This window comes from Flavobacterium rarum (SeqCode) (genome assembly GCF_965234445.1).
Lineage (GTDB): Bacteria > Bacteroidota > Bacteroidia > Flavobacteriales > Flavobacteriaceae > Flavobacterium > Flavobacterium rarum.
On sequence record NZ_OZ248485.1, the window covers coordinates 80,834 to 94,965 of the forward strand.

Below are 14,132 nucleotides of genomic sequence, written 5' to 3' on the forward strand. Positions count from 1 at the left end.
TTTTAAATTAAATAATAGTGTAACAAAGTCACAACGAAGCAAAGCAAAATAAGTTGTTGATCGGAAAGATAATTAATACTTTTTTTAAACACTAAAACTTCCAAATAGCATACAACTGAAAATAATTAAAATCATTGTCAAAGTTAAATACATAACGTGCTCCCAAGCTCGGACCTATACGTGAAAATCCAGCTGTAAAATCCAATAGTAAACCTGATTTTAATTCTGGAGACGAATTTGTAGTCGTTATGGAGGAGTATTCTGTTCGTATTAAAAATTTATCTGTAGTTCCTTCATATACTTCGGTTTTGATGTTTTGTGTTTCTTCTTCGGCGATGTTCATATTGACTTGAAGACCTGCACCTACTCCAAAATAGGTTGAAATGTTGTATCGAAATAATACTGGAATTTCCCAATTGATATTTTTGTTTTCAATCGAGGTATAGATTTTATTTAAATTTACTGTCCCATTTCCTTGAATGATTTCCTCTTTTGCTGTTGTTGCTCCATCATACGAAGTAACACTATTTAGGAACTCAGCTTGTCCATAATAGCGATACGATTTGAAAGGAGAAATGGTCGCTCCCACAAAATAACTTTTTGAATTATCTAGTTTGGAATAAAAATTATATCCTGCTTTTGCACCAATAGAAATTCCTGGAGTAAAGCGGGTAGTGGCATAATTGGTAATAATGGGTTCGTTTTTGTCAAAAATAATAGCCGTTCTGCTTTTGGTTTTTATTTTGTGAAAGTCTTCATTGAACTTCATGGAGTATTTTACAAAACCTTTGGTGCTGTCTGCTTCTTTTACATTTTTTTGATTGGTTCCTGGTAAATAGATGTTTCTAAATACAAAGAATATCTGAGTTTCTCTTTCAATTACGTCCAAACAGCTGGTAGTGGCTACTTCCCCTTTCGGGCAAATAGGGCATTCGGGGTACATGCCTTCAATCTTCAAACTGGTTTTGTCAAACATATCTGGAATGTCTGTTTCCAATTGTATTTTTCTAGCGGGTCCTTCGCCATTGTTTTGGAAACTGGTTTTGAATTTGACTCTTTTGTATCTTACGAATCGGTAATTCATAAAACTTCCGTTGGAACCCATTTTGTTGGGATCATGGGAAGTGACAATTTCCATTTCCAGATTTTTTATTTTGTGGTTTTTAAAACTACGATTTGGTACATAAATACTACGCATGGTAATAGTTGCACTGGTATCTTTGAGCATTTCGGGAGTGGTTTTGAAAGTATAAAATACATTTCTTGTTTCTCCGGGATTGTGATTGTCTATTTCTAAAATGGATAAGTCTTTATAATTGTTTTTTGCCACTAATAAAGTCGAATCCAAGTCGGTTTCATTGGTGGTTTCCCGGTATTTTTTTGTGAAAGCCAAAGGTTCGTTGGTTGCTAGATAACGATTGGAATTGTCAATATCATCTACTGAAACAATATTATTTTCCTGTACAGCTCTTTCTCCTGCATAAGGACGTACTTCCTGCAAATCGAAATTGTTGCTTTTGAATTGTTTTTCATTATAAAAAAGATACAATTTTCCGTTGGTTACATAGTTTTCTAGGTTTTCATAACTCACTACTACTTGCATTTCTTGTTCTGGAATGGGGTCGCAGTTTTTAAAAATAGACAAACCCGTTTTGTCAGCAATTGAGGCAATGTCTTTGTAATTGGGGTCTTCGATATCATTAACTACTACTTTTTTGGGACGAGTAGCTGGAGGTTTTCCATTGTCATAATTGTTGGTTACTGTCAGTCTGGTGGTGTAAGTTCCTTTGTTTTTGTAGACATGTTTGGGTTCGGCTTCTTTGCTGTAATGGCCATCACCCAATTCCCATAAATAGGAGTAACTCGGTTTTGGAGCTCCTGCAATCGGAATCAAAGGAGGGGTTTCTGGTTTAAAGATGACTGCGTTTCCTTTTTGATCGTATCCTATAGTTGCTCTTCGGGTAATGGTGTCTTTCACTTTTACTTGTGCGTAAAATGGAAATGAAATGGCGATAAAAAAAACTATTAGTGATTTGTTCATAATGGGTTATTTAGGTCGGTCAGTTTTGGCAAAATAGTAAATATCAGAATCTATTCAATAGATGCTAAGAATCTAAGTGGCTAAGTTTTATGTAAACAATTAAAAAATAACTAAATAATTATCCCATAAACAATGAATTGGCAACTACAGTTTATTAAAAGGGATTTAGGCTGATTTTCTTTAACTTAGAATCTTGGCATCTAATGGATATTAATCTCAAATTATTTTTAAATGTAAAAAAAAGTGGTGAGCAAATCACCACTTTTTCTTATTTATTTAATTGTAACTTATTGAATAGCATTGATTGCAGCTATTAATTGAGCTTCAGTACCTACAGTTGTTTCGGCAAGAGTGAATGTGTATACATCATTTGCGGCTACAGTTACGGCTTTGATAGCCCATCTCCATTGTCCGTTGTCTTCGGTAGCAAAAATCACGTGACAAGCTAGTCCAATTGGAATTTGACCGTAGTGTTCGCTAAATAATCCTGCGGCAGTATAAGTGTCTAGTTTGGCCAGCGCATTTTGCCCTTCACCGTCATACGATAAGTAAATGGCGCTGTTTGTGTTGTCATATCCATCAGGAGCATCGGCTAGAATGGTGGTTCTTGGTCTTGGGTCGCTGTAAAATTTATCTACGTTGGTCCATCCAAAGTTTCCAAAAGATACGTAATAATTGTTTCCTTCGCCTTGTACGCCGCCTTTTCCACCGTTTGTACCAGCTGCATCACCTACTTCTCTCCAAACTAAGTTGTCTTTGTCTTCGGTATTTCCTAACCAAAGTTTCATGTCATTTTCTAATCCGCCGGTTAAGTTTGTTGGGACAAGAAGGGTCATGTTGGCTATTGTTTCTAATGCAACACCATCCTGTGTAGCTTTGATGTAGAATTCTCCTCCAGATATTAGTAAACTTTTATCTCCATTTGCCATTAATCCCATGGTTGGTTTGTTGGTTGCTAACATCGTTCCTTTGTCGAATAATTCTATATATTCAATTTTTATTGGGCCAGTTACTGCTATTCCGTTTTTTCTAAGGTTGTCTCTGTTAATCATTATTTTAACACCTTTTGCAGAGGTTAGGGTTACTGTTCCAGAAGCTTCTGTTATGGTAAAATTTTGTGTTTGTTTGGTTATGGCTTCGTTTCTTAAAGCATACCATTCTCCTGTACTTGGTCTAAAAATTGTTTCGTTTTCTGGAGTGTCGTCATTTGTACAGCTAGTCATTGAAAGTACTCCTAAAAATAAAATTGCTAATGTTCTTAAATTTGTGTTCATGATTTCTAGTTTTTTTTGAATCTGTCTTGAAAAAGTTCAAGAGGTTGTTTCAGATTCTGGTTGTTAAATATTTGTTTCTTTTGTTTATATCAATTAGGGTTTGATATTGTTACCCTTGTTTTTGAAAATTCTTTTTTAATTCTAAATTCATTCTTATATCAACTTTAGTTTTGATTTGTTACCCTGTTTTTTTTCATTTTTTTTTCATCGGGTAATTAATGTCCAAATTCTATTGATAAAAGTGATTCCTATTTTTTTTAAATTTTCCATAATCTAAAAGTTTTAAAAAGTTTCAATTATTGATTTATAATGTTATATCAACTTTAGTTTCGATTTGTTACCCCTGATTGATTTTTTTTTTTTTTGATTGACTCTTTTGATTATGCATCCTGCAAGGTTTTTTTTCGAACCTTGTAGGTATTTGTGTTTCGTTATTTATTGTTTTCCTGATTTTGATATGTTTTGATTTTTATCTTGTTTGTTTTATTAGTGGTTTGATTTATACCTACAAGGTCCAAATAAGACCTTGCAGGAAATCAGGAATTGATACAAATTGCTTTTTGTTGTTGTGAAAGTTTTTTTTAAAACTAAATATGTGGCTTTACGTGATGCGCGTAAGGGATAGACGGAAGCTACCGAAGTAGCCCAGATAGCCCGACCGCATTATGAGAAGAGGCCGAATATGCGCAAAGTAAAGCTGGCCTCTTTTTATAATGGGGTTACGCCCAGATGATTATTGGTATTCATAAAAAAGGATATGTCATGGTGTTTGGTCTTTTTTTAGTATTTTCGGTAAAAAGTTTTTTATGGCTCCAACTACTGTTCACCCCGATCAAATGTATATTGAAGGATTGGCGAATAATGATTCGGCGATTATTTCTTTGATTTATAAAAAGTTTGTGCCGAAAGTGGTCCATTATATAAGGAACAATTCGGGTGATGAAGATCAAGCGCAAGACGTGATTCAGGAAGTGATGATTCTACTTTTTAATCAAGCAAAAGCAAAGCAATTGCAACTGACTTGTCCTTTTGATGCGTACTTTTTTTTGTTGTGTAAAAGAAAGTGGCTCAATGAGTTGAAAAAAACATCAAATAAAGGGGTAACAATAAAGGATGATATGGCATCTATAAAAGAATCCGCAGATGAAATGGTTTTGCAAACAGAACTATTTGATGAAAAGCAACAACTGTATGATTTGATGTTTGAAAAACTAGGCGACAAATGCAAAGAGCTTTTGAAACTGAGTTTTACGCTCAAATCGATGGAAGAAGTAGCCGAAAAATTACTGGTAACGTATGGTTATGTTCGAAAGAAAAAATCACTTTGCATTGGTCAATTGACACAGTGGATTCAAGAAACCAATCGCTTTAAATCTTTAAAAAATACCTAGCCATGAACGAAGAACACTTTTTAGCATTTGATCAATATCTTCAAGGCGAAATGACGGATGAAGATAAATTGATTTTTGAGGAACAACTGAAATCGGATCCCGAAATGGCATCTGCCTTTGAAACTTTCAAGGATTTGAATCTTCATTTGGAGTATAAATTTGGTCAAGCCGATGAATTAGAATCTTTTAAAGACAATTTGAAAGGGATATCAAAAAAACATTTTAAAAAGTCAAAAACCAAAGTGATTGCATTCAAGCCATGGCAATATGCAGTGGCGGCGTCGGTGGCTGTTTTGTTTGGCATTCTATTTTTGGACCAAAAATCCAATCCTACTTTTGAGGAGTACAATCAGCCAGAAACTGCTTTTTTTACAGAAAGGGGAGAAGCGAATGAAAATTTAAAATTGGCTCAAGACGCTTTTAATGCTAAACAGTATAAAACGGCAATTCCGCTTTTTGAAACTATTTTGAAAACAGATCAAAGTGCCGAGATTCAGTATTTTTATGGTGTTTCGTTGTTGGAAGAAAATAAATTACAAGAGGCCGAAACGGTATTTACAGCTTTGGAAACTGGAAATTCTATTTATAAAAACAAAGCGATTTGGAGTTTGGCTTTGAGTAAACTTAAACAGAAGGACTTTAAATCGTGTAAGGAATTGTTGTTGACAATACCTGAGGATTATGAGGGGAATGACGAAGTGGATGCTTTATTGGAAGAGTTGGATTAACTTGATTGAGTCTTCTTGCAAAGAAAATTAGACACAGATTGCACAAATTAGCACAGATTCATTTGTGTAAATTTGTGCAATCTGTGTCTGTTTTTTTGTGTTATAATGTAATGGCGTTCTTTGTGTAATCCCTTTTTTGGTAAAGCCCATATTTTCGAGTAATTTTGTGGCCTTAAAAAAACAGACTTGGAAACAAAAACGATACTTACCGATACGCACACCCATTTATATTCAGAAGAATTTGATTTGGATAGAAATGACATGATGCAACGTGCTATTAACAATGGTGTGACCCGCTTTTTTGTGCCTGCTATTGATTCTTCTTGTACGCAATCCATGTATGAATTGGAGCAAAATTACCCCGAAAATGTGTTCTTAATGATGGGTTTGCATCCTACTTATGTAAAAGATAATTATCTAGAAGAATTACACCATGTTGAAACTGAATTGGCCAAAAGAAAGTTTGTTGCTATTGGTGAAATCGGGATTGATTTGTATTGGGATAAAACGCATTTACCACAACAGCAAATTGCTTTTAGAAAACAGATTCAACTTGCCAAACAGTATAAACTTCCCATTGTGATTCATTGTCGTGAAGCATTCGATGAGATATTCGAAATTCTAGAAGAAGAGAAATCGCCTGATTTATTTGGAATTTTTCATTGTTTTTCGGGTACTTACGAACAAGCATTACAAGCAATATCGTATAATATGAAGCTGGGAATAGGCGGAGTAGTTACTTTTAAAAACGGTAAAATAGATCAATTTCTAGCACAAATAGATTTAAAACACATAGTTCTGGAAACAGACTCCCCTTATTTGGCTCCAATTCCGTATCGTGGCAAACGCAACGAAAGCAGTTACTTAATTAATGTTGTTGATAAATTAGCTCAAATTTACTGCCTTTCTTCTCATGAGATTGCAAGTATAACAACTGAAAATTCTGTAGAAATATTCGGTATTTAAAGTCTATTTTTGTTAACTTTAATATTTTTTTTGTTCTTTTGTCCAACTAAATTGAAAAACATAATGAATAAATTTGACTCGATTCGGTCTTTTTATGACTCTGAAATAAATGAAGGAATAACAAAAGTTATTGATCATCCGATGATGAAAGCTTTAATGAATTTTTGTTTTCCTGGACAAGAAGATGAAGTTTGGAAAGAACAGCTTCGAAAAACACATTCTATTCGTGATTTTCAATGCAACTTTATTTATCATGGAGTGCAACAAGTGTTGGAAAAAAGTTCGGAAGGCTTAACCACATCGGGATTTGAAAAGTTAGAAAAAAACACCGCATATCTTTATATTTCAAATCACCGTGATATCGTTTTGGATACTACATTGTTAAATTCTTCTTTGTTTGAACATGGATTGGATATGACTTCATCGGCGATTGGTGATAATTTGGTAAAAAAATCATTTCTAAAAATTTTAGCCAAACTCAATAGAAATTTTTTGGTGCAGCGTGGATTGTCTCCAAGAGAATTACTTTTGAGTTCAAAATTGCTTTCAGAATATATGGCTGAGCTGATGTTGCATCAAAATCGTTCGGTTTGGATAGCCCAACGCGAAGGTCGAACCAAAGACGGTAATGATGCTACCAATCCAGGAGTTTTGAAAATGATTGGAATGGGATCTGATGAGGCTAATTTGATGGATTATTTTAAGAAGATTAAAATAGTTCCTGTTTCTATTTCTTATGAGTATGACCCTACTGATGCATTGAAGATGCCTCAATTATTAGCTGAAGCAAACAATGAAATCTATATTAAAGAAAAAAATGAAGATTTTAAAACATTATTAAGTGGTATAATTGGCCAAAAGAAACGAATACACATCCATATAGGCGATATATTGGATACAGAAATAGATGATATTAAATTAAATGTTGATACCACAAATAAACAAGTTCAAGCCTTGGCGCAAGTAATTGACGATTCTATTTTAAGTAGTTATAAATTGTGGACTACTAATTATATTGCTTTTGATATAGTGAACGAAACCAATAAATTTGCACATTTGTATACAGAAAATGAAAAATTGCTTTTTGAACGTCGCTTAGAAATGCGTATTGATCATGAACATCCAGTGGCCAAACAAGGTTTCTTGGCAATGTATGCAAACCCTGTTGTTAATAAATTAAAATACACAAATGTTGTCTAAAATTCTTTTGATTTATACTGGTGGAACCATTGGTATGCTAAAGGATTTTGAAACTGGTGCTCTCAAGGCTTTCAATTTCAGCAAACTTCTTCATAATATTCCCGAGCTAAAATTATTGGATTGTGAGATAGAAACTTTCTCTTTCGAAAATCCTATCGATTCTTCGAATATGAATCCCGAACATTGGGCTGAAATAGCTCGAACTATTGAGCGAAATTATACTGATTTTGACGGTTTTGTAGTGCTTCATGGTTCGGATACCATGTCATATTCTGCTTCTGCTTTGAGTTTTATGCTCGGAAATCTTTCTAAACCCGTTATTTTTACGGGTTCGCAATTGCCTATAGGAGATTTAAGGACGGATGCAAAAGAAAACTTAATTACAGCGATTCAAATTGCTTCTTTACAAGAAAATGGCAGACCATTGCTAAGTGAAGTTTGTCTTTATTTTGAATACAAATTGTATAGAGGGAATAGAACTACCAAGATTAATGCAGAACATTTTAAAGCATTTGTTTCTCCCAATTACCCTTTTTTGGTAGAGTCTGGTGTACATCTAAAAGTGAATTCGGACTTGTTTTTGCCTTTAAAAAATTCAGTTCCTTTAAAAGTTCATACTCAATTAGACAATAATGTTGCTATTATAAAAATGTTTCCAGGTATAAATGAAAATGTTCTTTCGGCTATTTTGAATATAAAGAGCCTCAAAGGGATAGTATTGGAAACCTACGGAGCGGGTAACGCGCCAACAGAAGAATGGTTTTTATTATTACTACAAAAAGCAATTGCTAGAGGACTGTACATTGTAAATGTTACACAATGTTCTATAGGTAGTGTAAGTATGGGCCATTATGAAACCAGTACAACTATGAAAAATCTAGGCATTATATCTGGAAAAGACATCACAACAGAAGCTGCTATTACGAAATTAATGTACTTATTAAGTCAAAATTGCACTCATGCTGACTTTAAAAATATTTTCGAAACTTCATTAAGAGGAGAAATGCAATAATATTGTTTTTTTTACTTTCAAAATTCATTTTTTTTAGTGTTCTTTGCACACCAAAATAAAATAGAGAGGTGTCCGAGTGGTTGAAGGAGCTAGCCTGGAAAGCTAGTATATGGGTAACTGTATCGAGGGTTCGAATCCCTTCCTCTCTGCAAGCTATAACCGTAAAACCAAACAAATAAAGGTTTTACGGTTTTTTTTTTGTGTTTGTTTTTTTATTTAATATCCTTTTTCATATTTATTTGTAATATAAATAGCCTTTAAAATTACTTGGTCGTGTATTTCATCGATATTATTGTAGTTATAACTATTTTTATATAAATTTTATGTTATGTTTGTTATTCTAAAAACAAATTTAACTTAACTGATAAAGAACATGTTCAAAACTACTTTACTAAGGGTTGCAAATCCTATTACTTTTGTGTTGTTTTTACTTTTCTTTACTACCTCAAATGCTCAGTCTGTTGATAAGAAGGTTAATGATGAAAAAAAGACTTATGGTTTTTTAAAATCTCCATTTTTTTTTACGGATTTGATAAATTCCGAAGTTACAAAAGAAAATGATGTTTTAATTATTAGCAAAACTTCAAATACAATTTGTAATAATGAAATTGTTGGCATTCTTAAAGAAGCCGATGTTCTTGATACAAATTTTGACAGTATAATGTTTGTACAGTATTACAAACAATTTGTAGTTTTTTATAAAAACATATCTTAGATTGATTTTCTTTTAAACGCCAAAATTTAGGTGTTCTTTTAATCTTTTGCAATTACAATTACTATATTTTTAAACTTCTTAAATTCAGTTTTTTTAATTTAAAATCAATAGTTAATAGAAAATTATTTAGATTTTAGTAATAATTTTATTTTCATAAAAATATAAAACTCTTTCAATTTTTATGTAATTATTTAAAAAAAAACTTACATAAAAAACGACATTTGGTTTTTTACGGAAAAAAGAAGCTTTTTAACGGTGCGATATTCGTAACTAGTTATTTTTTAGTATTTTCGCACTCGTAAAAATTTTTTTTTTAATTGATTGTTCTAATATAAAAATGAGTTTAAAATTAAATAAAAGTTTGATTTAATTTTTTTTTGGCCCTTAAGTTTAAATACCACAACCTATGCATAAAACTACTTTTTTTAAGAAAAAAGCAATTTTTTCTGTACTCTTATTTTTGCTGCTTACTTCTTTTTCTTTTTCTCAGTCTGGTAAAGATGGATCTTTAACCGTTACAACTTCGAATACGGTATTGAATCGTTATTCTAGAGTATTGGTAGATGTTGCAGTTGGCGCTACTTCTGTAACAGTTACAGATATTAATGATCTTAATAGAGATGGAATAGGATATTTACCACTTGGTTATTCTACAAGTGCAACTGGATTTACTTCAAATGCTTTGTCAAAAGGTGACTTGATAATGATTTATCAGGCGCAGGGAGCTATTATTAATGTAACTAATACGATGAATTATGGTTCAGTTGACAATTATAATGGTGCGGGTAGTTATGAGTTGGCCTATGTAGAAAGTGTTTCTGGAAATACCATTACTTTAAACTGTGCTGTAAAATTATCGTATTTTGCTGCTCGCTATGTACAAGTTATCAGGATTCCACAATATTCAACTTTGACAGTAAATTCAGGGGCTACAGTAGTTGCGGTTCCATGGGGAGCATTAAGTTTTGGTGGAGTTGATGAGTCGTCTTTAGAAAGAAGAAGAGGAGGATTTATTGGTGTATTAGCTAATAATGTGATGAACAATGGATCAATCAATGCCAATGATGCAGGTTTCAGAGGAGGTACTATAGAGAATAATACAGCTGGAGCAGGGACTGCTTTTTATACGGACTTTGTAACTAATAATTCAAATTTTTCCGCCGAAAAAGGAGAAAGTATAGCAGGTTATCGTACCGATTATGATATTATAAATGGTAGATATGGTAGAGGTGCAGCTGCTAATGGTGGTGGTGGTGGAAACTCTCATAATTCAGGTGGTGGTGGTGGTGCCAACGGTGGTATTCTTGCCAACTGGTATAGAGGAGCAGGTGTAATGAATGATTTTGGCGGTACTTGTGGTACTCCAGGTGCTTGGGTGTTAGATCCTAATTATATAGCAAACGGAAATGCATTGACCAATTCTTCAGGAGGAGGTAGTGGAGGATATTCTTTTGCTAATAGTGATCAAAATGCTTGTACTACGGGTCCATCTTATCCTGCTGGTTTTATTTCGGCAGGTGTTCCTGTTACTGACCAAGTGATAGGTTGGGGTGGTGATAGAAGAGATGCAGTTGGTGGATTAGGTGGTAGACCTATTGTTTCTACTGGAATGCAGAGCCAAATTTTCTTTGGAGGAGGAGGTGGAGCTGGTGATGGAAATAATACGGCCAATGCTGATGGTGGTGATGGAGGTGGTGTTGTTTTTCTAGTGGTTGCCAATGCTATATCTGGAACGGGAACAATCCAATCCAATGGTCAAAATGGGTTTAATACAGTACCTAGTCATAATGATGCCCCAGGAGGAGGTGGTGGTGGTGGAACCGTTTTGGTTCAAGCCAATACAATCGCCAATACTATAGTTATAAATTCTAATGGTGGAAAAGGTGGGAATCAATTAATTACTAATACCGAATCGGAAGGTCCCGGTGGTGGAGGTGGAGGAGGAGTCATTTCTGTTAATGCAATTACAGACACATCTACCAAAACAATTCTTGGAGGAACAAACGGAAGAACAAGTTCTAGTTCAATGACAGAATTTTTAGCCAATGGTGCAACCAGTGGTAATGTAGGTTCAATAGTTGGAATTGCTGTAAATTTAAATGCTTCTATTTGTCAAACCGATTTGGAAGTTACTAAAACAGTTAGCTCATTGAGTCCTAATGTTGGTGATGTGATCACTTTCACGGTAACCGTTAAAAATAAAGGTAGTTTTGATACAACTGGTGTAATAGCTACCGATGTATTGCCAACGGGTTATACTTTTGGGGTAGCAACACCTTCAGTAGGAACATTTAACTCAGGAACTGGGGAATGGACTATTGGAGCTTTAACAAATGGAACTACAGTTAGTATGACTATTACCGCTACTGTTTTGGCTACAGGTCTATATTCGAATACTGCAACAATTACTTCAAATGATTTAGGAGATCCTATTACAGCTAATAATACACAAACAGTAATTGTTTTTCCTAAAATACCAGGTGACAATGATGTCGATCGTGTTCTCGATACAGTTGATTTAGATGATGACAATGATGGAATTTTGGATACAGTTGAAGGTTTATGCTTTTATACTGAATCTGAAAGTTTTGAAACACCAATTGTTTCAACTGTTAATGGAAATAACATACAATCTGGTTCTACTTTGAATGGTTGGACAAATGTGCCTACTGCATCTTTTAATATAATAAGAGTTAATGGAGCTGCTTATGCTCAAGGAGCAATAGCTGCTTCTGACGGTGTACAATATATTGATATTGCATCGGCTTCATCATTTACTGAAAAACCTTTTGTAGTAACTCAACAAGGAGTATTGAATACTTCCTTGTATTTAGGCAATCGCATAGATGGTGGTTATGCAGGTTGGTCGGGAAAAATTGAAATTGTAAATGCTTCAAATGTTATAATTGCTAGTGGAAATGTTGTTAATTTTACAATTGCTACCTCAAAAGAAACTTGGTTTAAAACAGAGATCACTAATTTTTCAATTGCACCAGGTTCATACAAAGTTAGAGCTTATGTAGACAATTATGGTCATTTTGATAATTTCAATATGTGTATTTCTACCGATACTGATGGTGATGGAATTCCAAATAATTTAGACTTAGATTCAGATAATGATGGTTGCTCTGACGCGAATGAATATTATGGATTAATTAATGCCGATGGAAATCAATCAGGTACCGATAATGGTCAATACGGCTCGGGTATTCCTACGGTTGATGCATCAGGTATAGTAGTTACAGCAGGCTATTCTGGGACCTATGCAGGTGCTGTCTCATTGGGGGTTTTGAGTACGGTTTCAAATCCAACTAATCAATCTACAATTGTTGGCGGATCAGTAATGTTTTCTGTTACAGCTTCAGGCGGATCGGCTACTACACTATTTCAATGGCAACAAAGCACAGATAACGGTGCTACTTGGTCTTCAGTTGTTGAAGGTGGAATTTATTCTGGCTCTCAAACTAATAGTTTAACATTGACAGGGGTTTCTTTAGCTATGAAAAATTATGATTATAGAGTTTTGGTTTCTCAAAGTAATTATGTTTGTGGTTTAGCAAGTAGTGCAGCTAATTTAACTATTTTAAATTCACCTCCAATTGCCAACCATGATGATAGAAGTGCTTTTCCTTTAACAGAAGATGGAGCGAATGGAACGGTTTCAATTCTTGCAAATGACACCGATCTCGACGGTAATCCAACAGCACCAGTGAATGTATTAGGTCAGTTCACTGTAGATTTAAATACAAGTGTGGCTGGAATTCAAACAATAGTTAATAATTCAACAGGAGATTGGACTTTGGATATTGCAACAGGAATTGTAACATTTAATCCAGCGAATAATTATAATGGAACAGCTACACTACCATACAATTTATGCGATCCAACAGGTGTTTGTACTACTACTTCAGCAACTATTACTTTTGTTGTAACTTCGGTAAATGATACACCAGCTGCTAATGATGATGATAGAAGTGCATCTCCACTGGCCGAAGATGGGGCTAATGGTACGGTAAATATAATTTCTAATGATACAGATGGTGATGGTAATCCTACTGCCCCATTCAATGCTGTTGGTAGATTTACGGTTGATTTGGATACAACAACTGGAGGAATTCAACCAACGGTAACAAATGCTACAGGAGTTTGGACTTTAGACCCAGCTACAGGAATTGTTACTTTTGATCCATCAAATAATTATAATGGTACGGCAACATTAACTTATAATTTATGTGATCCAACATCTCCAGTGCCATTATGTGATACGGCACTTATTACTTTTGTTGTAACTCCAGTGAACGACGCTCCAATAGCTGTAAACGATGCAGGCAGTGTAAACGAAGATGCTACTTTAACTGTTGTTGCTAATGGTGTTTTGGGTAATGATACCGATGTTGATACAGGAGCTACCAAAACAGTAACAGCAGTTCGTTTAGGAAATACAGAAGGTTCAGGTACAGCAGGAACCCTTGGTTCAGTACTAGTAGGAACATATGGTTCACTTACTTTAAATGCTGATGGAAGTTATACGTATGTAGCGGATAATGCGCAAGCATTGGCAGCAGGAGCTACTGCTCACGATTACTTCAATTATACGATGTCTGATGGTACTATTGCTACCGATATTGCCATAATCGATATTACAATTACAGGGACAAACGATGCCCCAATAGCTGTAAACGATGCAGGCAGTGTAAACGAAGATGCTACTTTAACCGTAGTTGCTAATGGTGTTTTGGGTAATGATACCGATGTTGATACAGGAGCTACCAAAACAGTAACAGCAATTCGTTTAGGAAATACAG

General features: G+C 34.4%; 9 protein-coding genes and 1 tRNA gene. 8 read left to right on the forward strand and 2 right to left on the reverse strand.

Annotated elements, in window-relative coordinates:
* Positions 1–91 precede the first annotated feature (91 nt).
* Positions 92–2,041 carry a PKD domain-containing protein gene (locus tag AC8GF4_RS06960; protein WP_506593524.1) on the reverse strand — a complete coding sequence of 650 codons (1,950 nt, stop codon included), beginning with the start codon at positions 2,039–2,041 and terminating at the stop codon, positions 92–94.
* A gap of 287 nt (positions 2,042–2,328) precedes the next feature.
* Positions 2,329–3,315 carry a hypothetical protein gene (locus tag AC8GF4_RS06965; protein ID WP_506593525.1) on the reverse strand — a complete coding sequence of 329 codons (987 nt, stop codon included), beginning with the start codon at positions 3,313–3,315 and terminating at the stop codon, positions 2,329–2,331.
* An 806-nt stretch (positions 3,316–4,121) separates the two neighbouring features.
* Between AC8GF4_RS06965 and AC8GF4_RS06970 the strand changes: the two genes are divergently transcribed.
* The 8 genes from AC8GF4_RS06970 to AC8GF4_RS07005 form a co-directional block, all read left to right on the forward strand.
* A complete protein-coding gene (locus tag AC8GF4_RS06970) occupies positions 4,122–4,706 on the forward strand; it encodes an RNA polymerase sigma factor (protein ID WP_506593526.1) in 585 nt (194 codons plus the stop codon).
* Between the two features lie 2 nt (positions 4,707–4,708).
* The gene (locus AC8GF4_RS06975) at positions 4,709–5,434 is read left to right on the forward strand and encodes a tetratricopeptide repeat protein (protein ID WP_506593527.1); all 726 of its coding nucleotides are present in this window, start codon (positions 4,709–4,711) and stop codon (positions 5,432–5,434) included.
* A gap of 186 nt (positions 5,435–5,620) precedes the next feature.
* Entirely contained in the window at positions 5,621–6,400 is a 780-nt protein-coding gene (locus tag AC8GF4_RS06980) for a TatD family hydrolase (RefSeq protein WP_506593528.1), read from the forward strand.
* A 63-nt stretch (positions 6,401–6,463) separates the two neighbouring features.
* Positions 6,464–7,600 carry a 1-acyl-sn-glycerol-3-phosphate acyltransferase gene (locus AC8GF4_RS06985; protein ID WP_506593529.1) on the forward strand — a complete coding sequence of 379 codons (1,137 nt, stop codon included), beginning with the start codon at positions 6,464–6,466 and terminating at the stop codon, positions 7,598–7,600.
* Entirely contained in the window at positions 7,590–8,612 is a 1,023-nt protein-coding gene (locus tag AC8GF4_RS06990; RefSeq protein ID WP_506593530.1) for an asparaginase, read from the forward strand. Before AC8GF4_RS06985 ends, AC8GF4_RS06990 begins: the two co-directional genes overlap by 11 nt.
* 62 nt (positions 8,613–8,674) lie before the next feature.
* A tRNA-Ser gene (locus AC8GF4_RS06995) sits at positions 8,675–8,761 on the forward strand.
* Positions 8,762–8,985: 224 nt separating this feature from the next.
* Positions 8,986–9,327 carry a hypothetical protein gene (locus AC8GF4_RS07000; protein WP_506593531.1) on the forward strand — a complete coding sequence of 114 codons (342 nt, stop codon included), beginning with the start codon at positions 8,986–8,988 and terminating at the stop codon, positions 9,325–9,327.
* Positions 9,328–9,733: 406 nt separating this feature from the next.
* Positions 9,734–14,132, forward strand: a 4,399-nt coding sequence (locus AC8GF4_RS07005; protein ID WP_506593532.1) for a cadherin-like domain-containing protein, incomplete at its 3' end; no start/stop codon positions are given.

What these genes read in the sequence shown, in the direction of transcription:
- AC8GF4_RS07000 (WP_506593531.1), top strand. Translation starts at nt 8,986, where the DNA reads ATGTTCAAAACTACTTTACTAAGGGTTGCAAATCCTATTACTTTTGTG.
- AC8GF4_RS06985 (WP_506593529.1), top strand. Translation starts at nt 6,464, where the DNA reads ATGAATAAATTTGACTCGATTCGGTCTTTTTATGACTCTGAAATAAAT.
- AC8GF4_RS06990 (WP_506593530.1), top strand. Translation starts at nt 7,590, where the DNA reads ATGTTGTCTAAAATTCTTTTGATTTATACTGGTGGAACCATTGGTATG.
- AC8GF4_RS06960 (WP_506593524.1), bottom strand. Translation starts at nt 2,041, where the DNA reads ATGAACAAATCACTAATAGTTTTTTTTATCGCCATTTCATTTCCATTT.
- AC8GF4_RS06965 (WP_506593525.1), bottom strand. Translation starts at nt 3,315, where the DNA reads ATGAACACAAATTTAAGAACATTAGCAATTTTATTTTTAGGAGTACTT.
- AC8GF4_RS06975 (WP_506593527.1), top strand. Translation starts at nt 4,709, where the DNA reads ATGAACGAAGAACACTTTTTAGCATTTGATCAATATCTTCAAGGCGAA.
- AC8GF4_RS06970 (WP_506593526.1), top strand. Translation starts at nt 4,122, where the DNA reads ATGGCTCCAACTACTGTTCACCCCGATCAAATGTATATTGAAGGATTG.